Genomic DNA, 20,891 nt, shown 5'->3' with positions numbered 1-20,891 from the left:
TATGTCCTTTTTCACAGAGCAGATTAGTTTTGGAAAATTACGCGTTCCACGTGTTATGGCAGCGCCACTTGATGGTGTGACCGACTCGCCACTGCGCCAGCTCATCAGGCACTTTAGCCCGACCGAGCTATTGATGGGCGAGATGCGCCATGTCAGCCAAGTAGCTAACGAAAAAAATGACAGAACTGTCAGCTATAATGCAAGCGAACAACCACTTGCGTTTCAGTTTTCTGCTAATCGACTCGACTTTATGGAAAAGGCGGTTGAACGGGTACTTGAGCACAAGTTTGTCATGATCAATCTCAACTGCGGGTGCCCTGCACCTGCGGTCACACGCTCGGGCTCGGGCTCAGCACTGATGGCAGATCCTGACACATTCAAAATTTTAGCCACACGTTTGAAAGAGCTGATTGGCGACCGCGTACCATTCACCGTCAAAATTCGCGCTGGCTACAAACAAAAGAATGCCGTTGATTTCGCCAAACTTGCAGTTGACTGTGGCGCTGACGGCATCATGATTCATCCACGTACGCAGCCTGAAGGTTTTACTTCACGCCTTGACTACGACCTAACTGCTGCCGTAAAAAAAGCAATTAATGTCCCACTAATTTTTTCTGGCAATATTAGCCGCTTTGATCAGGCACAGCGCGTCTATGAAAAGACCGGTGTTGACGGTTTCATGATTGGCCGTGCGCTGTGGGGTGCACCATGGAAAATGCGTGAAATAACCGACGCAGCACAAGGCAAAACCTTTACGTTTAGCACCGTGCAGGTGCTTGAGTATGCACTCAAACACCTTGATTTGAACATGCAATTTTACGGACCACGTGGCTTTATACCATTTAAAAAACAAGTTGCTCAATACATTCGTAGTGCACCTAACGCTGCAACCTGGCGTAAAAATATTTTGATCAGCCAGACTGAACCTGAAATGCGCGCCAAGCTTGAGCAAATTATTATCGAAGCAAAAAATCAAGAACTCACTTCACCAGATACCAGCACCGTAAGGACACAAACAAGCCCAGTGCTATGATAAAAAAACTCAGCACTCGATTTATATCATTGCTTGGATGTTTGGGGCTTTGTCTTTATCTTGTACTCTTTCCTGTCGCGTTCGTTGAACGGGCAGCGTCACACATACTCTTGCCGGTACTGTACGTGTCGCATTTATGTGCATATAAACTTCGAGCACTATCTCAGGCAAAGGTCGACTACGCAACCATGCTTGAGCGTTATCATGCATTGTTTGAAGACAACGAGTCAATCAAACAAGAAAACATTGCCCTGCATGCAGCGCTTGATCAATTTAAGCGAAGTGCTGACCTGCATAGCTTTATGAAAAAATACACCCTGTCTGATAAGCTGCAGGCAACAATCTTGGCACGCAACATCACAACCGACCAACACTTTTTTTTACTCAATAAAGGTGCGCGTGATGGGGTTAAAAAGGATATGGTCGCACTCTACAAATTTCAAATTATTGGCAAAGTTTATGAGGTTTGCCAGTGCTATAGCAAGGTCAAACTTATCACCGACAAGAGTTGCAACATTGCCGGCTATGCAGCAAAAAATCACGCGCATGGCGTGGTACAAGGAAGCAATAATATTGGATTTTGCGCCTTTACATACGTTGACCAATCATTTAAACTAGAAGCCGGTGACATTGTTATTTCAAGTGGACAGGGACTTGTGTTTCCTGAAGGCTTTGGTATCGGCAAAATTTGCCAACCCAACAACAGGCCAGACGAAACACAACAGCTGTATCAAACGTTTGATATCGAACCTCTTGTTGACTTGTCATCACTTGAATTCTGTTTTTTGACCGATTACACGCAACGAGATCTTTTTTAATAATTTTGATTATACATGCGCCTGTAGCTCAATTGGATAGAGTGTCGGACTTCGAATCCGCAGGTTGCAGGTTCGAGTCCTGCCAGGCGCACCATCTTTATTAAGGGTGCTGAAAACGTAAATCGGTTAACGCAAAAAATCTTGTGTGCCTATAGCTCAGGTGGATAGAGCGAGCGATTCCTAATCGCTAGGTCACAGGTTCAAGTCCTGTTAGGCACATTTTTACTTTTATCTCTCGTCAACTTCCCCAAGAAGGTATAACTCATGAAAACAAGCACCACCCTACTCTTTTTTGCCCTCTGCTCTTTTTTTTCACTCTATGCTGCTGAAAATACTGGCCCTCAAAGTGATTATGATGACACGTGCCTCACGATTACCAGCTCTACGGAATACGTCGTCATAAAAAAATTTTTGTACCAGAATGGGGGTGCTGCTTTACAAACAGACTATTCTTACAGCTGTGCATTTAATCTAGAAGAAGTGCAAAAATTAATCTCGCCAAGATTCACTCACTATGCGGGGCTCATGATTTACTCTCTTTCGCATCCCGTCACCATTCCTGCTAAAAATGCCGGCTATGTAACGATAGAACTTGTAGAGATGGCAACAACGCAGCAAGAACTACAAACCAAGTACAGCTACACCTGTTGGACTGAAAACGACCTGTGCCGTATAAAATATCTCTCAGGAAAAGAAAAAGTGCTTCCTACGGACCTACATCAAGCAATGTTCACCGTAATTAACAATCTTGAACCAATGTTTATCTACGCAGATGTGGTCGCGCGTGGTTATAACGATAACCCTTCATGGACGCCGTATTTTTATTACACGGCACCCGATCCATACAATAGCAACGAGCTAACGCTCTGGCCAATCATTAGCCGTTTTCTTCAATCACAACAGCAGAAAGAAACCAAGCAACAGCCTACATCTCAACCCCAAAAAACTCCTAGTCGAAAAAAGCATGGAGAAAGCAAAAAAAGCAGTCAGGGAAATGTAAGAAAGCGCCACAAGAAAAAACAATCTTTTATTTCACAAACACAAGGATTTCAAAAGCAATAAGAATGATGATCACAAGCGTCAAAACATGATCATGCATGAGGTCAAGGCGGTTTTGGTACACTGAGTATAAATCGTGAATAATGTTAAGTTTACGGTTGATTGAGTCACGCAGTGAACGCAGTGCCATCTTGTCAACAAGCATCATGTACAAGTTGATGTAATACGAGTCGCCCGTCAGCTTAATGCTACTCTCAAGGCGCTCAGTAATTACTGAAATATCAACACGCAGCTTTGCAAGGTTTGAAATGGGCTTGTCTGCAAATGCCCCAATGAAAGGGATATAAGCCCTAAGTGGTATGGTATACACATCTTGCATGTAAAAAAACGTAAGCTTATTGTCAAGTAGACGATCGTAATACTGTAACTCAAGCTTTTGGATATTGATTTGCTCAAAAAACTCCACCGCTTCAAAATAATCGTAGTCATAAACAAACGATGCTTCACTGTCGATGATCATAAAGTCTTGACCATAGTAACCGATACTTGATGAAAGAATTTGATCAGTTTGATACTCAGAAAGCGAGTAAATTTCTAACTTAAGAAGTGAGGCAATTTTTGATCCATAGCTTTCTTTAAACGTCTCTGAGGTATATTTTTTCCCCTCGAGTGGATCAACTTGCACAGCAAAATAGGAGTGTTTGAGGCTTCCGCCATCAAAGCGTGGGTCTTTAACCGCTGGCAAGATTTTTTGCAGTACCATTTTTGCATCTTGATCACTTTTGTGATCAAACGTTTTTTTGATATCGATAATACGCAGTTTCAAATCTTCAAACGTACTGCTAAATGGAATGCGGTATGCAAAAGAAAGCGCTCCAAAATTGTAGACTTTACATGAAAGATAGGTTGCGCTAAGCGCGGGATCAACACCAGCAACTTTTTGGTCCTCAGTCATACGAAATGAGAGCGGCATGTGATAACTTTTGAAATAACTTGAAAGCGGTACAATGCAAACATTCAAAAGCAATTTTCGTCGTATTATTTCAAGATCAACGTCGTCACTGACATCAAAGGCATAAAACAACAAAATATTACCATTAAAAATGGTTCCCTGTTTTGACTGCTCTTGCTCTGTTACCTTCATTGTGCTTCCTATGCTATTTTTTAACCCTACTTACCCGCTCAAGACCCTTAAAAAAGCTCTATGCTGCTGCTTCATCGATCCGGCCTTAATCTACTACCATCAAAAGTGTTTATCACCTGCTACATAAACTATTTTCTAAAATTATGTACTCTCTCCCCTGAGTCGCCCCCGACGCCGATCGGGGGTCCAGAACTTGTGTTCAACACTTTTTATCGAACGCGTAGCTACCTCCCACTACCCTCAACTTACCACAGCTTTTGCCTTTTGTCCCTGGTCGGCGCTCATCAGTTTTTTGTACTGCTGCAAAAACTTTTCAGCAAAATTAAGTGCTGGCCTGGACAGCCCAACGTTTTCAATCAATACAACAAAGGCGAGCGGATCGCTACCTTCATATGAGAAAAAGCCACATGTCCATGCATGTTCCAGCTGAGACTTTGATAGTTTTTTTGTCTTCAAACCACACGTCTGTGCTGTCCCTGTCTTTGCATACGCTTCAAAACCTTCAATTTTGTTTAGCCTACGCGCCGTTCCATTAAGCACAACCTCACGCATTGCATCTTGCAAAAATTGTAGCGTCTGAATAGAGATATCAATCCGCTCTTGCTCTATCGGCTCAGTTTCTAGCAAGCGCGGTTTGACAAGTAAACCGGTACAAATACCTGCGCTCATACGCGCCATCTGCAGTGGTGTAACCAACATATCCCCCTGCCCAATAGAAACCGAGAGTGTCTCCCCTTTCCACCAACGCTCACCCTTGTAGGCCATTTTCCACGATGCACAGGGTACCAACCCTTCACGCTCGGGCAGTAAAAATCCTGTTTTTTGACCAAGACCAAAACAGCGGGCATACATAGCAAGAGTGTCAACACTAACATGACGAGCAATTTCAAAAAACGGCACATTACATGAAACGGCAAGCGCTCGCTTGGGTGCAATGTTGCCATGACCAATTTTACGCATGCAGTTGTAGCGACGTCCGCCAATTTTGACGTACCCCTTACATTCAATGTCTTGATCGTAAAAAATAATGCCCTCTTCAAACCCTGCTGCCAGCGTGATCATTTTAAAGAGCGATGCCGGGGGATACAGCCCTTTGGTTGCACGGTTGAGCAGTGGATTATCATTCATTAACTCATCCCACACTGACGATGAAAATGGATTTAAAAATAGATTAGGGTCAAAGGTTGGGTACGAAACAAGCGCTTTGACTGCACCCGTTTTACAATTCATCAACACAAACGCCCCTGATTGATCTTTTTCAAACAAGCGCTGGGCAAGCTCTTGCACTCGACAGTCAAGGGTAAGTGTCAGGTCAGCGCCAGACTGGGCAGACTTGTATTGCTTGCGCTCAAGCATTTTACCTGCCGAGTTTATAACACTGACGACAAAGCCATCTTTACCCTGCAGTTGCTGGTCAAAGGTGTGTTCTATACCTGCTCGGCCTACGAGCTCACTGCGATTTAAATAACCAAGCACATGACTTGCATTGTGCTGTTGTGGATAAAACCGAGCAAAACGCTGTTCGATAGAAATGTTTGGAATATCAGCACACTGTTCAGAAACTTTACACAACTGAGAAAAATTAACATCACGAGCAAGCTGGTACGATTTTCCATATTTTTCTGACCGCAACAGCGTACTGTAGCTATCACCATCAAGTAATGAATCGTCTAAAATTTCGCCTAATTTTTCAAGCACAGCCTGTTGCTGACTGGACAAGCTTGTCTGCCCACCTCCCTGCCAGTACACATCAAAAACTGGTCGATTAGATGCCAATAGCCGACCGTTACAGTCTCTAATAGTGCCACGCGGTGAGGTTAAGACCTCAGTCTTTAAAAAATTACGCTCTCCTAGGTTTTGGAGCACCGCATTTTGCACAATTTGCAAATAAAATAGACGCAGCGTAATGATGGTTATAAAACAACAAAAGCCACACAATAACCACCATATTTTCTGCTCTCTGGCAGCAAGTACCACCCGCCTTGCTAGCATAAAATCCCTTCTATTGCTTGGCCTGATCAACGATAACAAAGAGTAACGCACCTTAAAAAAATTGATTTTTACAGTTTACTACAACCTGTAGGCCTCTGCCAAATTTTGGCCTATTAGAAAAATATCAAAAATTTATCAAAAATAATGCCAAAAGCTCTTGCACAAGAAAATAAAATTATCTAGGCTGAATTCCTCACGTGAGAAAACGGTGACATCTTTGACAAACAGCAAGACCGTTATAAGGCACAAAAGGGATGTGTCCTAAAGACCACCAAACATAACTCAAATATCGATCTACCATGGTGGTAGGTGATTGTGGTTCAACATTTTAAAATCTTATTGGGGGATTTTATGATGACATCTGTTAAAAATATTGTTTTATCTGTCGCATTGTGCAGCTTAGTTGCTGGTTCAGCTAATGCTGGCGTTGCAGAAGTTAAAGCAAGCTGGGATAAACAGTCTAAAACTAAAAAGGCTGTTATCATTACTGGCCTGACAGCTTTGGCTCTTACAGGCGCAACTACCGCTGGCTACATTGCTGGCAAAAATGCTGCTGAAGGCACTTACTTGAACAAGTTTTACAACGCAATCAACAGCGCAGCGCAAGCAACTGGTAATGCACTTTCAAGCGCAAAAGCTAAAGTAAAAAGCCTTGTCAGCAAAAAAGAAGCTAACGACGAAGAAACTGCATAAAAACAGTAACTTCTGACAACACCTGGTCAGACAACAGTTTTTCATAAATGATCTACAACAGGCCTTTAAACTCGTAATGCTTTGCAGAACACGCATTTTTTCAACACAAACGTATGAGCAACCACAGCATTACGCGGTATTTGACGGGAAGATGGGTTGTGTGTTCCCTGCATGGGACTCAATCTTCCCGTTTCTTTTTTGTCTATTCTTTTTATAGCTCAGTGTACTTTTTCCTTACCCCTCGCGCTTTTTCAATCGGATATTTTTTAGCCGTCTTTTCCAGCTTACGCTCGGCCGCATCAAAAAGATCAATATCACAGTCATTAGCCATCAATACAATCCAGAACAAAACATCGGAAAGCTCATCACCCAACTGTTCTCTTTTTTCTTTGAGGGCAGCATCCAGTTCATGCTCACGCTGCCACTGGAACAATTCAAGCACTTCGGCAGCCTCCAAAACCAGTGAAAGCGCCATGTCTTTGGGATTATGAAACTGCTTCCAATCCCGATCTTGCCTAAACTTAAGCATTTTTTCTTTGAGTTGATCAAACTTTTCCATTGAATAATCCTTTAGGGCAAAAGAGATTCCCGATCCCCACTTTCGTGGGGACTGTCGGGAATGACGATTTTTTTTTGCACATTAATTTGCTAGTCACCGTTGGTAACGCCATTATTGTACACATCCAGCTCAAGCTCACCTTCAGAACGAGCAACCAACACGGCGGTAAATGTATCACCCGTGATGTTAGCCGTTGTACTAACCATGTCAATGACACGGTTAACAGCAGCAATAATACCAATCACACCCAACGGAATTTTGACTGATGAAAGCACCATCGGCATAACAATCAAGCCAGCTGCTGGCACCCCAGCACAACCAATTGCAGCAATAACTGAGGTAAAGACGACGCTGACCATGTCGGCAAGGCTCAGCTCTATGCCATATAAATTTGCAGCAAATACGGCGATCACACCCATGTAGGTTGACAACCCGTTCATATTAACCGTTGAGCCAAGCGGCAACACAAAACTTGCAATATTGTTGTGTACCCCAAGCTTGTATTCTGCAACACGCAGGTTGACTGGCAATGCTGCAGCACTACTGGTGGTACTAAACGCAATTGCTTGCGCCTCAATCATCTTTTTGAAAAATGGAATTGGGTTAAGGCCAACCATAAGAAGGCCAATGGTATATACGCCAAAAATTACAATAGCCATACACAGATAAATCACCCCAACCATATTCATAAGCGCAGCTATCACGTCCAAGCCGTGACTGCCTGCAACATCGGCCATTAAGGCAAAAATACCGTAGGGTGCAAAACTCATAACCAAATTAACAAGCTTGAAAATAACCACAGAAAGCGACTCAAACATGTATTCGACAGGACGCCCCTTGCGGCCACACAGGTTAATAGCAACTCCAAAAATGAGTGCAAAGAAAATGATTTGTAAAATATTGCCCTGAGCAAACGCACCAAACACATTTGATGGAACCATATCAACAACCATATCGACAAAACTAACGGTTGGCATTTGCTTTACATCAATCAATTTTTTACTCAGGTTGTTCAGCGTTACCCCAAGGCCTGGTTTAAAAACAACCGACGAGAGAAATAGGGCAATTACTGAACCAAGCGCCATGGTAGTAATGTACAAAATGAATGTTTTAAGCGCAACACGTCCCATTTTGACGGGATCTTTCATCGACAGGACACCGCAAACAAGCGAGACAAAAACGACTGGCACAACCATCATCATAATCGCATTAATAAACATGGTCCCAACGGGACGCAGCACCGTTGCTTTTTCGCCCAATGTGCATCCAAGCGCTAATCCCAAAATCATGCCCACAATACTTTTAACCCATGCTGGAAGGTCAAACCACAATGAAAAATTTTTTTTTACTTGTTTCATACGTTTTTATCCTTGTCGCTAAAATGTACATCTATCGAAAAAAATTACTAAAAGTCTCCTTTATATTCTTTTAAACAAAGGTATTCCCTGAGCACCAAATGAGGTAAGTTTCTTCAACAAAACTTCCTTTCTTTTAGTTATACGAGTACAGATCGCGCTTTTCGAAATAAAATCTTAATAAAGATCATGCAGAAAAGAAAATACAATGTCACTCTTTTTGATACAGCCACGTAATCGGCTTTTTTTACTCAATGAAGAAGTATTATATCACAAAAACAATAAAATTACTTGCCCCCCTCATAAAAACTCAACCATCAAGGATAAAAATGTCGTATTTTACGACCAAAACAGACAATACTCAGGCAATTCCTGGCATAATGATGCACTTTATTTGTATATTATTAAATAATAAGACCTGTGAAAGAATAAATAACACAGAACAAATGTGCCTGATAATTTCTTATAGATATTATTTGACCCAGAGGAAGCGGTATGCACACGCATCGATATGCCTTTTTTATTATGACACTCATCGTCACAACAGCCAACGCGCATGTACCAAACTATCAAAACATTGCAAGTAATCTCACTTACCTTAACTCATCAATTGATCATATACTTAATCCCTCCTATCAACCGGTCAGAGAAGAGATTGAACACACAATATCAGCCATTAAAACAGTCATGCAACAATTTGTAAGCCACGAACAATGGCCAGCTGACGCATACGAAAAAATGTCAGAATTACTAGCACACGCTACGCATTCTTCATCGTTTGAAATACATAAGCTTTTTGATGAATTGATAGCCTGGTACGGTCTACCCGTTAATGACCTGGTCCGCAGCAAATTTTTTATTACCATGCTTGAGGAGCTGGCAGCCTTGCTCTGGCATACTCCAAACCCAACGATGTATGATTACAAACGCTGTGCACATCAAACGCTTGAAAGGCTTGACCGCACAGCTCAGGAACTTTCTTCTACACTTTTTTGCAAGATCAAAAAAAAAGATCCCGAAGAAAAACAGCGTTACTTACTATGGATATTTTTTTCCATCTCAATCACGTTAACCGTTGGCATGAGCATTACAATTTATCACCTCCTTAAACAAACACTGGCAAGCCAAAACGCAGAACAAGAAAAAAAAGCACTCGCCCAGCAGCTAGCACTTGCACAGCAACTGGCTGAAAGTCAAAAACTAAGTGAGTCGGTTGCTACCACTGTTGAACAGAAACTTGCCCAAGCACAAGTAGAACAAGAAAAGGAAAAACTTGCTACCAAGGAACAAATAAGCAAACTAACACAGCAAGTTGAACTACTAGGCATAAAGCTTGAAGAACGTAGCAAGGCACTTGAAATGGCACAAAGGCAGTCACAAGAACAACAAAGTAAAGAGATTGCCTATCTCAAATCACAGCTTTTACAAACATTAGAACAAGAACAGCGTAAGACAAACCAACAGATTGACCAGATAACGCAAATCATGCAAACACTTAAAGCAAACAATGATCAAAAAACTAAAGCATGCCAAGACAGCATTACAACTCTTGAACAGCGCGTAGAAGAAATAAAGAAGATACATGTGGAACAATTACAGTCCATAAAAAGAGTAATATCAGAACACGTCGCAGCCCGTGACGAGCAAGAGGATGATGAACCTTGGCTTATTGACAGCCTTCCAGATTTCAGCTTTTCCTCTATCGGGAAAGGCATCAAGGTAGTACAAAGCGGCATTCACGTTGCTGGAGAGCTTGCCAAGGTCGTCAATATGCTTCAGGGATCCCCTGGCCATGCATTCTCCTCTCCGACACTCCCGACCTTTACCAACCCTGAGGATATCAGTGATGAAGATTTTGAAGAACGTATTGCACGCCTTAAAAGGCCTTCTAACTCCGTTCCAGATCTACCGAGCAGTACTACTTTTAATTTTAATGGAACAGCGAATGGAAGAATGGGATTGTTCTAATAAGATTTGTGCCCGGCAGGACTCGAACCTGCGACCTACGGATTAGAAATCCGTTGCTCTATCCAACTGAGCTACGGGCACAAAAAAGCTCACGGAAAAAAATGGTCGGGGTGGTCAGACTCGAACTGACGACCCCTCGCTCCCAAAGCGAGTGCGCTACCAACTGCGCCACACCCCGACGGTCTTTTTTTATTCAAGATATTTCATTTAAATGGGGTGAACGACGGGACTCGAACCCGCGACATTCAGAACCACAATCTGACGCTCTACCAACTGAGCTACGCCCACCATTTCATGCGTTAACGCAGCGTATTGAGCATACGTTTCACGGTTTAGATAGTAGTATATGGCCTTTCCATCCAAAAATCAAAAAATATTTAACAATTTTTATTGTTTTTTAGCCATTTTATTATGTATTACTTGATTTTAACGACCTGAACGGGGTTGTCGGTCATATAGTGTTGTTTCAAAAAACTAAGTGCTTTATCTCGATTCTTAACCATTTTAGGAGCATTTTTTCTACTATTATCAAGCATATTAATCATATTGACGCAGGTCTGCACCTGTATATCTGAAAGCAGTGCCTCCCGATGCTTTTCTTCCCAACTCTTTTCTTTCTCATCCTCTTTTTTCTTTTCTTCAGGTTTTTTACCCGGATTTTCTACCTCTTCAGCGGTGATATAATGTTTAAGTGATGATTCTTTTCCATACATTTCACTTACCCATTTCAGCTCGTCTGAAGGAATCATACGCGGCTTTATCAAAAAATCTGGCTCTATACCACGGGCCTGAATAAGCTTTTCGTCAGGCAAGTAGTACAGCATTGTTGTTAGCTTGAGCGCACAACCATTACTGATTGGAATAACTTCTTGCACTGACCCTTTACCAAAGGTTGGAACGCCCACCAAAAAAATCATCAGTCGCTTGTTCTTTTTTGCATTTTTGTCTTCAAAGTTTTTGATAGAGTGGTACTGCAAACACCCTGCCAAGATCTCCCCTGCTGAGGCTGTAAAGTTATCAATCAAAATAAAGATAGGCACATCTGACTTAAGCACTGGCTCGGTCTTAGTGCGGTATTCAGCAACACGCATACCAAATTTGTTTTTGGTCAAAGCAACCATTGCGCCCTTTTCCAGAAAGAGGCCTGCCATCTCAATTGCAGAGTCAAGCGTGCCACCAGGATTACGTCGTAAATCAAGCACAATGCCCTTACACTTACCGGCGTTAGCCTTATGCAGCAGTTCAGACATTTGCTGCGCTGAATTTTCTGCAAACATTTTGAGCGAAAGATAATAAATACCGTGATCTGGAAAATGATAACAAGATGACGTCTGGTCCTTAATGATGTCTCTGGTAATGGCAAATTCAAGCGGCTTTTTATTACGCACAACTTTAATTTTAACCTCGGTGCCAATTTTGCCTTTTAATTTGCTCGTAGCCTCATCAGTTGTCATCCCCTTTAGTTTTTTACCATCAACTTCAACAATTTTGTCATTGGCTTGTAGACCTGCTTTTTGTGCTGGACCGGGTTGAACAACATCAATAATTGTAAGCGCCTCATCATCAGGCGACTTACCAATAATGCTGATCCCTATGCCAGAAAACTCTCCAGTAGCCGACTCCATAGCGGTTTTATAACTATCCCTAGTAAAAAATGCAGAGTGAGCATCAACCTGCGATACGGCTGACTTAAGCGAGTCCTGGATAAAGTCTGAAAAATCAACACTTCTAAATGCTTTCTTCTCAACAAGACCAACCACTTCAGAGTATGTTTTGAACCACTGGTAAATGTCTTTTTCTGGATTTTTTTCCTTTTTGTCATCTTTATTATCATCTTGACTTGATGAGGAGGCAAGCAACAGAGGCTCCTTTTTTACGCATAAGCATGAGCGACACAAAACATCCTCTTGAGCGTTAAGTATGCTACCTAAGACCATAAGGATCATAAAAAAATATTTTTTTTCCTTCATACTTCTCCTTTCTAGGGCACATTCTAGACTTTTACTTGTAGAAACTTTCCAAATCGCTCTAAACACTTTAAGATTAGAGTAATCAGAAATAAGAAGTAAATGTATTTACAAGGTTGTAAAAGTTTTAAGCGTTCTAACAAAAAACGTGGATGAAGAACATGCAACAAATCCATGAAAAAGAATTGGTTTCACCTCAACAAGAAAATACTTATACCGTTGTCGTTGTTACTGGCCTTTCTGGTGCTGGCAAAACAAGTGTTATGCGCGCGCTTGAAGACCTTGGTTTTTATTGCGTTGACAACTTACCAGTACCTCTGATCAGTACATTTCTTTCACTCGCATTTCATACTAAAATTAACCCACTAAAAATTGGTATTGGTATTGATGCACGCGGAGAACAATTCCTCTCAGAATTTATGTCTGAAATGGCAAAAATCAAACAGGAAGGAATTTTTTCAACCAAAATAATTTTTCTCAATGCTCGGACCCAAACACTGCTTAAGCGCTTTCAAGAGACGCGACGCAAGCACCCTCTTGCAGAAGGTATCAACATGGATCGTGCCATTGAAAAGGAAAAAGAATTACTTGAACCTATCATGAGCATGGCAAGCATGATCCTTGATACCGACGAATTTAATATTCATGAGCTACGCAAATGGGTACGTAAAAGTTTCTCTGAAGAACAGCTGCAAGAACTTCTGGTGAATCTACTTTCCTTTGGCTTCAAGTACGGTGTTCCCTCTGAAAGCAACCTTGTCTACGATCTACGTTTTTTACCCAATCCACATTTCATAGAACACCTTAAACCTTTAACTGGTAAAAACAAAGAGGTACAAGACTACCTGTTCAATAACACGGTTGCCGAAGAATACTGGGAAAAATTATCAGGATTTTTACACTACTCACTCGAAAAGTTTTATCAGGAAGGCCGCTTTTTTGTCACCGTAGCAATCGGGTGTACTGGCGGCAAACATCGTTCTGTTACGTTTGTAGAAAAACTCAGTCAACAAAATTGGCCTCATATTCGCTTTCTCACCACACATCGAGACATTGAGCGAGAGTAAGATTAAGATTATGGAAAATAAAACATCTATATACTTATGCATCTTTCTATCAGCCTCTTTCGCTGTCGGCTACTATTTTGTTCTAGGCAAGCGTGGCATCCACGAATATTTTTCATTACAAAAAAAAATTGAATCAAAAATGAAGCAAATAAGCTCGACACGAGATGAAATATATGCCCTCAACAATACCATTACTCAATGGCAAGCGGGCACATTTGAACTTGAAAAACTCTGTCGAGAAAAATTGCAAATGGGACAACCTGAAGAGTTTGTTTATATCAACGCTCACGCTGTAACAAAATAAGAAAAGGCGACTCATTGCGAGTCGCCTTTTCTATTTCAACGCTTAATGCGATGAAAACTTTTAAGCCCTAGGCTGTTGCACCGCCGCGAGAAGCTTTTCTGCCTTCTCTACCAGCTTTGCGTGCGCCAGCTGCTCTAGTTCTTTTGCCTTTTCTTTCTTTTTTGGTGCGTTGCTTTCTGCCTGCAGTTCTTTTTGTACGTGCTTCAGCTGCTGTTATGCGGCCTTTTGTTTCAGGTGATCTTTTTGCCGCTGTGTCTGTTCCTGCAAATACAGGCGTTACTGCAGCTGCCAAAAGAACTGAAAGCAACAAACTTTTTGCCAATGATTTCATAACCTTCCTCCTAAAAATAGAGTTAGTTGAACGAAAAACTTCTCCTTACACCTGATTTAAGGTAACCTGCTTTTTTTCGTTTGTAAACATTATTGTTTGTATTTGTCAAAAATATGCAAGATTTGCACAGTTTTTGCAAGTCTTATATACTAAAAAGACTCTCAAGGTCTTATATTTTTTTAACGTCCAGCGTTAGGTCACCGCCATGAAAAATACAAAAATTGATCCCGTAGACACACATACACTCCAGCCAACGGATGCCAACGAGCATGAGGTTCGCTGTGCAAAAGTTACAACAATGCAGAAGCAGAACATCAACCCGTGGCCATGCAATATACCGCTTTCATGCACTATTGCCCAGGCACTTGATGAATTTGAGCAGGGACAAAAGCCTGAAACATCATACAAGCTTGCTGGACGTCTACTCTCAAAACGTGATCATGGCAAAACGTTTTTTGGCAATGTCAGAGACTTTTCCGGAAATTTACAAGTTTACATAAAAAAAGATGGCCTAGGAGAAGAAGCATTTGATCAGTTCAAACACTTTGTTGATGTCGGTGACATTGTTTTTGTACAAGGAACACTATTTGTAACAAAAACTGGACACACGACACTCAGTGTTGAAAAAATCGTACTACTGAGTAAATGCTTACACCCACTTCCCGAAAAATTTCATGGTCTGACCGATATTGAACAACGTTATCGTCAACGATATCTTGATCTAATCAGCAACGCTGAAAGTAAACAGAAGTTCATACAGCGCTCAAAAATTGTTCAAGAAATTAGAACCTTTTTGCAGGAAAAAGAATTTCTGGAAGTTGAAACTCCTATGCTTCACCCCATCGCCGGAGGAGCGACCGCACGACCTTTTGTAACTCACCACAATGCTTACGACATTGAATTATTCATGCGCATTGCACCGGAACTATACCTCAAGCGCCTTGTCGTTGGCGGTATAGACCGGGTGTTTGAAATCAACAGAAACTTTCGAAACGAAGGGGTTTCAACAAAACACAATCCTGAATTTACTATGCTTGAGTTTTATATGGCTTATCATGACTATCATCACGGCATGGTCCTAACCGAACAACTTATTGCTCATGCCGCACAAAAAGTAAGTAATGATCTCAACGTTGAATACCAGGGAACCGTGCTTAACTTCAATCCTCCTTTCAAACGCATGAGTATAAAAGATTCGCTCATCGAAATTGCTGGCATTAGCCCTGCTGCGCTTGACGAAAATGAAATCAATAAAATCTTTAGCCAACATGGACTTGAGCACAATCCAAATACACCTTACGGCACCAAGCTCTTCACACTCTTTGAAGAATTGGTTGAGGAAAAATTGGTACAACCAACCTTTATCACAGATTTTCCTGTTGAAGTTTCACCACTGGCCAAAGAAGATCCAGAAAAGCCACATATTGCCTCACGTTTTGAACTATTTGTTTGTGGTATGGAGTGTGCTAATGGCTTTTCAGAGCTTAATAATCCGTATGAACAAGCAAGGCGCTTTCATCAACAGCTCGATGCAAAGGCTCAGGGAGATGACGAAGCGCACTGTTTTGATGCCGACTACATCAAAGCACTGGAGTATGCACTACCACCAACCGTTGGTGTTGGCATCGGGATTGACCGTCTCGCCATGTTGTTAACCGATACAAGCGCGATCAAGGACATAATTCTCTTTCCAACGCTTAAGCCGATAAAAGAGTAGCGCATGTTAGAGCGGTCCACCCAAAAAACTGAGACGCTCGCGCAACAGCACGAATTTATTCAAGGAACAAAGTACTATTGGAAGCTCCCAGTCACTGATTTGGCACATGCGCGTCAATGCGGACTTGCCCATAATCTCGGCTACCCAATTGCACAGATTTTATGCCGTCGAGGATATGACACAAGCGAAAAAATTAACTCTTTCTTGTTCACGACGTACGAAAAAGACGTCCCGCATGCTGGTACGCTCAAAGATATTGAGATAGCCGTCGAGCGCATAAATCGAGCTATCAATCGTAAAGAAAAGATACTAATTTTCGGCGATTATGATGTTGACGGCATTACCTCATCATCAATTATGCTCTCCTCCCTCATACCGCTGGGGGCAAACATAAACTATTTCTTGCCCAACAGAAAGCGCGACGGATACGGACTTTCCAGCAAAGCTGTAAAAAAAGCTCATGCAAGCAACTACGCGTTAATCATCACCGTGGACAACGGCATTACAGCCTATAAGGCTGCTAATGACGCATATAAACTTGGTATCGACTTGATCATCACTGATCACCACCGACCTCACGGCACGCTGCCCAAAGCAATCGCTATCATTAATCCCCAGCAAGCCGACTGCCCTTACTCGTTTAAAAGCCTTGCCGGCGTAGGGGTAGCATTTAAATTGGTAAGCTTACTGTATGAAAAGCGTGGCATTAAAAAACTCCCAGAAAAGACATACGAGCTCCTTATGCTGGGCACTGTTGCCGACGTTGTCCCGCTCGTCGGTGAAAATAGGTTCTGGGTACGGCATGGTCTCAATCTTGTCAATCAAAACCGTAGCTACGCTATGCAAACACTGGTGCAAAACAGCGGTCTGGAAAAGCAACTGCTTGACTCACTCGATATCGGTTTTATGATCGCACCGCAACTCAATGCTCTGGGTAGACTTGATGACGCTCGTGATGGCGTACGATTCTTGATTAGCTCTAACCAAGATGATGTTGCCCACGTTGGTGCGGTCTTAAAAAATATGAATGAAGAGCGCAAAAAAATCGAACGCTCAATTTATGCTCAAATTGAGCAAGCCATTATCAATAGAACAATCGATTTAGATGGTGAAAACGTTATTATCGCATCAAATGACAATTGGCCTGCTGGTGTTATTGGCTTAGTTGCCGGAAAACTGATGCACAACTATGGCAAACCCACGCTCATTTTTCATATCGACGCTCACGGAACCGCAAAAGGCTCATGTCGCTCGATTCCTGAATTTGATATTTTTAATGCACTAGAACAAAACAAAGATCTTCTGCTCAACTTTGGTGGACACACCTGCGCTGCTGGACTTTCACTTGACGCAAAAAATCTCCCTCTACTCAAGAAAAATCTTGAAGAACAGGTGAAAGCGAGTGTTTCTCCTTTAGATCTTCAACCTAAAGCAACTATAGATGCAGAACTTGAACTACCAGAAATTAACTACAAACTTATGGACGATATCGCTCGGCTAGAGCCATTTGGCAACTCAAACCCAGCACCACTTTTTCTTATCCGCAACGTTACCCTGCAACAAGGAGCAACACTGCTAAAGGAAAGACATGTACGCTGTTCGGTCTTTAGCCAGGGCATCATCAAACCAGTAATCTTTTTTAATCGCCCAGACCTTTTGCCTATTTTTGATCAAATTGGCGACCAGTCATTTAACTTGCTTGCACAGGTTATGAAAAATGAGTGGCAAGGAGTTACGCGTATTGATCTACAAGGGCTTGATATCAGTCTGTAGGTCTACTGGCCAATCTTTTCCCAATACTCCCAACTTGGATACGGCTCAACAGTGTCATAGTCCTCAAACAGTTCATCTTTGCATAAAAGATTAAAATAACGTGGCATGGTTATTTTTTCAAACAGCTTAAGCGCTGCCTTGAAGTCTTTTTTATTACACCAGCGAATTACAATATTGCTATCAATGTCCTTAATGACCATGTCAATCGTACAAAGCATACGAGCAAGAAGCTGCATGGTATACTTTTGATCGTCACGCATAACATATAATTTTTCTTTTGTGTTGTTCTCGTTTTGCATACCAAAACCTGGATTTGCTCCAAGAAAACCTACTGACTCTGCGTCATCGAAAAACCCTGAATTATTGCTCTCATCTGAGTCATCGCTATTTTGATCACATGATGGATTCAGTCCATTTTTCGTTGCCTCCTGATACATATTACGCGCTTCAATTTTCCAAAATTGACTTTCGTTAAGATATTTACCAAGCCGATTTGCTGTAACTACCGCATCCGGGCCATTCTCGTTTTGATGCTTTTGGACCAGAAGTGAAACAACGCTTTGCTTACCCATTGGGCCAAACATCATTGAATCATTTCCTGCTTTACTCCGTAGAGTTGCAAGATCGCAATCATAGGCAAAAATACCACTACTTGTTTGTTTGACATTCCAGTTCAAGCGTAATAGTTCATCGTCAATTACTGCAAAATCCTTAGGTTTGAACGTCCTTAAATTAAAATTTTTAAAAGCTTTTTTTATTTTCTTTGAAATAGAACTTGTACACAAATCGTAGAGGCGTTGCACCACATAAACATTTCCATCTGTTCCCTTTGTCATCAAAAGTGGAACAACGGGCCATAGGTGTTTTTCAAACTCGTACAGACCATCAGCATTAACTTTTGTAAAAGCAAGATTGCTCAACGCTGCATACCAACACGAGCGTATACTGCTCATAAATGGCGTCAGCAACAACTCACTTTTACACTCAGGGAAAAAACGATATAAAACCTTAACGCCCTGCCCATGAGTAAGGTTAGCCTGATAATCACACGAACCCTGTTCAAAGTTACTCGCTCCAGTGACATTAACGTCACCACACTGTTGCCAAGCCTTAGCCAAACTTTCATGGTTAACATAAGCATTAAAAAAACTAGAGAAAACGTCAGAAAGCGCAAGAACTCTATTAAATGAAAATTCAAAGATATTAACAAAAGACTTTGTTTTAGCAAAAAGCTTTTGGAGGTTGTTGCGTTCTTCAAGAATTTTTTTTCGACATGCATTATGTACATAATTAACATTGTCCTGCTGCACATCATTTAATTTTTTGAGGCAGTAGTCGTTGAGCATTGCGGGAGAAACACTTTGTACATAATTAACATCATTATTCATAATGTACTGGTACAAAAAGAAGCGCAACATTGACTCTTGATAAAGCGAGTCAAAAAATTTCTCTAGTTTTTTGTGATCAAGTAAACAATGCAACAACTGTCCACCATTAATAAAGGTTGCATATGAGCTAAACAGCGGATCAAATGATGGATTAAGCAAAGCAAGTTGCTGCAACAGGTAATTAATTCTCACATTTTCACGCGATGAGCGAGGATACATACTTACAAAATCAACAAATACTACTTCTTTGATATCATACTGCTTAAGCTTTTTAATAAAATCATCGACAAAAAAACTGTACGAACAAGGCATCTTAATGCCGGCAAAAAAAAGCATTTGCTCTGCTTCAATGTTCTTTAGCCCTTCAGACTTAGTCTGCCCAAGCGGAGTCAGTCCACGGATTTCGGATGGTCTGTCTTGGTTAAACAAGTAAAAATTATCTTTATGATGAAAAGGAATCCAATTGTTACCCACATGTCGTTTTAATAAAAAGAGATTCTTTACAAATGATGAAGAGGCTGATGCTGCATCGTTAAGCTGAGGAGCCTGAAAACCTTGCTCTGCTATAACCTGTTCTACACGCTTATACAACCGATCATATTCCTGTTTAAGCTGACCAATATTACAAAGCACATACTGCTCAAGTTCTGTAATTTTTGCGTACGGTAAGTTTGTTTGCACATCAACATACACGTATCCGTCGGGCTTATAGGTAAAATGACTCACCTGCGCCGGCAAATCTGCAATAAAAACCTTATCAGCATACTTAAATACTTCTGAAAGCTGTGATGATGAATTATCAACATGCTCAAATTGGTCAATATCACTACCAAACCGCATCCAATTTTTAATGTTGCCAAGCATGGTACTTTTGCCAACACCATCAACAAAACTACAAAAAACATAGACCGTATTTTGACCATTGCGAGACTGAAGCTTTTTGACAAATTCGCTAACAAAATGCTGAGCATGAATAGTTGCCCCACGCTTTTGTTTGCATGAAACCTCAATCGGATAGGTAATATCGGGACCCAAAAAAAATTTAAGCAATGGAAGCTCAGAACGAAGTAAATGCTTGCCATACTCAATAGAAAATAAAATATCTTGCGTTCCTGCAATCTGCTTATTGCCAACCTTCAATGCACTTGTGTACATGGTATGCCAAAACGCTATCAAATTTTTAAAGACCTCTTTGCATTTCCCTTTTAAACTGTGGGCTAAAAGAGTATCTCGAGCCTTGTGCATCAACGGCAAAGCTTGCCCAAATGCATGTTCCTGAAAAACTGTCGCTTGATCTCTAAACACCGTTAATGCCGTTGGGTCAATATGGTAAAAAAGCGGCTCTTTATCTTTTATAAAGCGCTGAGATAGCTCGTTGATATCCTTAAACAAAAAACCGGTCATAATGCCAAACCGATTGTGTAATTTCATCGACCAATCTGCTTTACTATGCAAACGTGCCTCATCGTTAATTTTGGCTCGTGTATAATCGGTGTAGTAGGATGGAACCGCCTGTTCTTCATATCCACAAATAATCATACGACCAAACAAATGAAGCCCATTATCAACTAAGCTATGTTCAAGCTCATCAAGACTAACTGATGTATTTTGCAGCAGATATGGATGATATTCATGAGTAAATCGCCCCTCTGGGCTAAACTCATAATGCTTAATAAAGCTCTGAATAAAATCTGGCAAAATAACACTACGCGATGTGTGCTGTTGCAGAGCCAAGCATCGAACAAAACAGAATAAAAAGATGTAAAAAAATCTATAGCTCATA

16 protein-coding genes and 5 tRNA genes are annotated in these 20,891 nt (G+C 41.3%); 11 read left to right on the top strand and 10 right to left on the bottom strand.

Features of this window, described 5'->3' with window-relative positions:
- Nucleotide 1: 1 nt before the first annotated feature.
- The 5 genes from H6679_04090 (at nt 2) to H6679_04070 (ending at nt 2,913) form a co-directional block, all read left to right on the top strand.
- Entirely contained in the window at nt 2-1,033 is a 1,032-nt protein-coding gene (locus H6679_04090; GenBank protein MCB9493426.1) for a tRNA-dihydrouridine synthase, read from the top strand.
- The gene (locus H6679_04085; GenBank protein MCB9493425.1) at nt 1,030-1,851 is read left to right on the top strand and encodes a rod shape-determining protein MreC; all 822 of its coding nucleotides are present in this window, start codon (nt 1,030-1,032) and stop codon (nt 1,849-1,851) included. The genes H6679_04090 and H6679_04085 overlap by 4 nt, the downstream gene beginning before the upstream one ends.
- Nucleotides 1,852-1,868: 17 nt before the next feature.
- A tRNA-Arg gene (locus tag H6679_04080) sits at nt 1,869-1,945 on the top strand.
- Nucleotides 1,946-1,996: 51 nt separating this feature from the next.
- Nucleotides 1,997-2,070 (top strand) — tRNA-Arg (locus tag H6679_04075).
- A 45-nt stretch (nt 2,071-2,115) separates the two neighbouring features.
- On the top strand, nt 2,116-2,913 hold the full coding sequence (locus tag H6679_04070) for a hypothetical protein (GenBank protein ID MCB9493424.1): 798 nt from the start codon (nt 2,116-2,118) through the stop codon (nt 2,911-2,913).
- Here the strand turns inward: H6679_04070 and H6679_04065 are convergent.
- Together H6679_04065 and mrdA are read right to left on the bottom strand one after the other, a co-directional pair.
- Nucleotides 2,879-3,994 carry a hypothetical protein gene (locus tag H6679_04065; protein ID MCB9493423.1) on the bottom strand — a complete coding sequence of 372 codons (1,116 nt, stop codon included), beginning with the start codon at nt 3,992-3,994 and terminating at the stop codon, nt 2,879-2,881. The genes H6679_04070 and H6679_04065 overlap by 35 nt on opposite strands.
- Nucleotides 3,995-4,234: 240 nt before the next feature.
- Entirely contained in the window at nt 4,235-5,986 is a 1,752-nt protein-coding gene (mrdA, locus tag H6679_04060) for a penicillin-binding protein 2 (protein ID MCB9493422.1), read from the bottom strand.
- Nucleotides 5,987-6,337: 351 nt separating this feature from the next.
- Here mrdA and H6679_04055 point away from each other — a divergent pair, with 351 nt between their 5' ends.
- Entirely contained in the window at nt 6,338-6,679 is a 342-nt protein-coding gene (locus H6679_04055) for a hypothetical protein (GenBank protein ID MCB9493421.1), read from the top strand.
- 211 nt (nt 6,680-6,890) lie between these two features.
- On the opposite strand, the gene H6679_04050 is transcribed toward H6679_04055, so the two are convergent.
- Nucleotides 6,891-7,238 carry a nucleotide pyrophosphohydrolase gene (locus H6679_04050; protein ID MCB9493420.1) on the bottom strand — a complete coding sequence of 116 codons (348 nt, stop codon included), beginning with the start codon at nt 7,236-7,238 and terminating at the stop codon, nt 6,891-6,893.
- Between the two features lie 89 nt (nt 7,239-7,327).
- On the bottom strand, nt 7,328-8,596 hold the full coding sequence (locus tag H6679_04045) for a dicarboxylate/amino acid:cation symporter (protein MCB9493419.1): 1,269 nt from the start codon (nt 8,594-8,596) through the stop codon (nt 7,328-7,330).
- Between the two features lie 492 nt (nt 8,597-9,088).
- Here H6679_04045 and H6679_04040 point away from each other — a divergent pair, with 492 nt between their 5' ends.
- On the top strand, nt 9,089-10,561 hold the full coding sequence (locus H6679_04040) for a hypothetical protein (protein MCB9493418.1): 1,473 nt from the start codon (nt 9,089-9,091) through the stop codon (nt 10,559-10,561).
- Between the two features lie 7 nt (nt 10,562-10,568).
- On the opposite strand, the gene H6679_04035 is transcribed toward H6679_04040, so the two are convergent.
- The 4 genes from H6679_04035 to H6679_04020 form a co-directional block, all read right to left on the bottom strand.
- Nucleotides 10,569-10,642: transfer RNA gene (locus tag H6679_04035), tRNA-Arg, on the bottom strand.
- 21 nt (nt 10,643-10,663) lie between these two features.
- A tRNA-Pro gene (locus tag H6679_04030) sits at nt 10,664-10,739 on the bottom strand.
- Nucleotides 10,740-10,773: 34 nt separating this feature from the next.
- Nucleotides 10,774-10,849 (bottom strand) — tRNA-His (locus tag H6679_04025).
- Nucleotides 10,850-10,977: 128 nt separating this feature from the next.
- On the bottom strand, nt 10,978-12,531 hold the full coding sequence (locus H6679_04020; protein ID MCB9493417.1) for a S41 family peptidase: 1,554 nt from the start codon (nt 12,529-12,531) through the stop codon (nt 10,978-10,980).
- A 158-nt stretch (nt 12,532-12,689) separates the two neighbouring features.
- On the opposite strand from H6679_04020, the gene rapZ reads away from it, so the two are divergent.
- Both rapZ and H6679_04010 read left to right on the top strand, forming a co-directional pair.
- Nucleotides 12,690-13,595, top strand: a complete 906-nt coding sequence (gene rapZ, locus H6679_04015) for an RNase adapter RapZ (GenBank protein MCB9493416.1) — start codon at nt 12,690-12,692, stop codon at nt 13,593-13,595.
- 10 nt (nt 13,596-13,605) lie between these two features.
- Complete coding sequence (locus H6679_04010; GenBank protein ID MCB9493415.1) at nt 13,606-13,899, top strand: septum formation initiator family protein; 294 nt, start codon at nt 13,606-13,608, stop codon at nt 13,897-13,899.
- Nucleotides 13,900-13,966: 67 nt separating this feature from the next.
- On the opposite strand, the gene H6679_04005 is transcribed toward H6679_04010, so the two are convergent.
- On the bottom strand, nt 13,967-14,230 hold the full coding sequence (locus tag H6679_04005; protein ID MCB9493414.1) for a hypothetical protein: 264 nt from the start codon (nt 14,228-14,230) through the stop codon (nt 13,967-13,969).
- A gap of 205 nt (nt 14,231-14,435) precedes the next feature.
- On the opposite strand from H6679_04005, the gene lysS reads away from it, so the two are divergent.
- Both lysS and recJ read left to right on the top strand, forming a co-directional pair.
- On the top strand, nt 14,436-15,947 hold the full coding sequence (gene lysS / locus H6679_04000) for a lysine--tRNA ligase (protein MCB9493413.1): 1,512 nt from the start codon (nt 14,436-14,438) through the stop codon (nt 15,945-15,947).
- Nucleotides 15,948-15,950: 3 nt separating this feature from the next.
- On the top strand, nt 15,951-17,720 hold the full coding sequence (gene recJ, locus H6679_03995; GenBank protein ID MCB9493412.1) for a single-stranded-DNA-specific exonuclease RecJ: 1,770 nt from the start codon (nt 15,951-15,953) through the stop codon (nt 17,718-17,720).
- A gap of 2 nt (nt 17,721-17,722) precedes the next feature.
- Here the strand turns inward: recJ and H6679_03990 are convergent, their stop codons facing one another.
- Nucleotides 17,723-20,890 carry a hypothetical protein gene (locus H6679_03990; protein MCB9493411.1) on the bottom strand — a complete coding sequence of 1,056 codons (3,168 nt, stop codon included), beginning with the start codon at nt 20,888-20,890 and terminating at the stop codon, nt 17,723-17,725.
- Nucleotide 20,891: the final 1 nt, after the last annotated feature.

It is taken from the genome of Campylobacterota bacterium, from assembly GCA_020633995.1.
Lineage (GTDB): Bacteria > Babelota > Babeliae > Babelales > RVW-14 > JACKCO01.
The sequence above is the reverse complement of the archived record's forward strand: the minus strand, read 5'-3'. Positions and strand labels throughout refer to the sequence as shown.

Coding starts and splice junctions, on each gene's coding strand:
- mrdA (MCB9493422.1), bottom strand. CDS start 5,986: ATGCTAGCAAGGCGGGTGGTACTTGCTGCCAGAGAGCAGAAAATATGG.
- H6679_04065 (MCB9493423.1), bottom strand. CDS start 3,994: ATGAAGGTAACAGAGCAAGAGCAGTCAAAACAGGGAACCATTTTTAAT.
- H6679_03990 (MCB9493411.1), bottom strand. CDS start 20,890: ATGAGCTATAGATTTTTTTACATCTTTTTATTCTGTTTTGTTCGATGC.
- recJ (MCB9493412.1), top strand. CDS start 15,951: ATGTTAGAGCGGTCCACCCAAAAAACTGAGACGCTCGCGCAACAGCAC.
- rapZ (MCB9493416.1), top strand. CDS start 12,690: ATGCAACAAATCCATGAAAAAGAATTGGTTTCACCTCAACAAGAAAAT.
- H6679_04045 (MCB9493419.1), bottom strand. CDS start 8,596: ATGAAACAAGTAAAAAAAAATTTTTCATTGTGGTTTGACCTTCCAGCA.
- H6679_04020 (MCB9493417.1), bottom strand. CDS start 12,531: ATGAAGGAAAAAAAATATTTTTTTATGATCCTTATGGTCTTAGGTAGC.
- H6679_04010 (MCB9493415.1), top strand. CDS start 13,606: ATGGAAAATAAAACATCTATATACTTATGCATCTTTCTATCAGCCTCT.
- H6679_04040 (MCB9493418.1), top strand. CDS start 9,089: ATGCACACGCATCGATATGCCTTTTTTATTATGACACTCATCGTCACA.
- H6679_04090 (MCB9493426.1), top strand. CDS start 2: ATGTCCTTTTTCACAGAGCAGATTAGTTTTGGAAAATTACGCGTTCCA.
- H6679_04005 (MCB9493414.1), bottom strand. CDS start 14,230: ATGAAATCATTGGCAAAAAGTTTGTTGCTTTCAGTTCTTTTGGCAGCT.
- H6679_04085 (MCB9493425.1), top strand. CDS start 1,030: ATGATAAAAAAACTCAGCACTCGATTTATATCATTGCTTGGATGTTTG.
- H6679_04055 (MCB9493421.1), top strand. CDS start 6,338: ATGATGACATCTGTTAAAAATATTGTTTTATCTGTCGCATTGTGCAGC.
- H6679_04070 (MCB9493424.1), top strand. CDS start 2,116: ATGAAAACAAGCACCACCCTACTCTTTTTTGCCCTCTGCTCTTTTTTT.
- lysS (MCB9493413.1), top strand. CDS start 14,436: ATGAAAAATACAAAAATTGATCCCGTAGACACACATACACTCCAGCCA.
- H6679_04050 (MCB9493420.1), bottom strand. CDS start 7,238: ATGGAAAAGTTTGATCAACTCAAAGAAAAAATGCTTAAGTTTAGGCAA.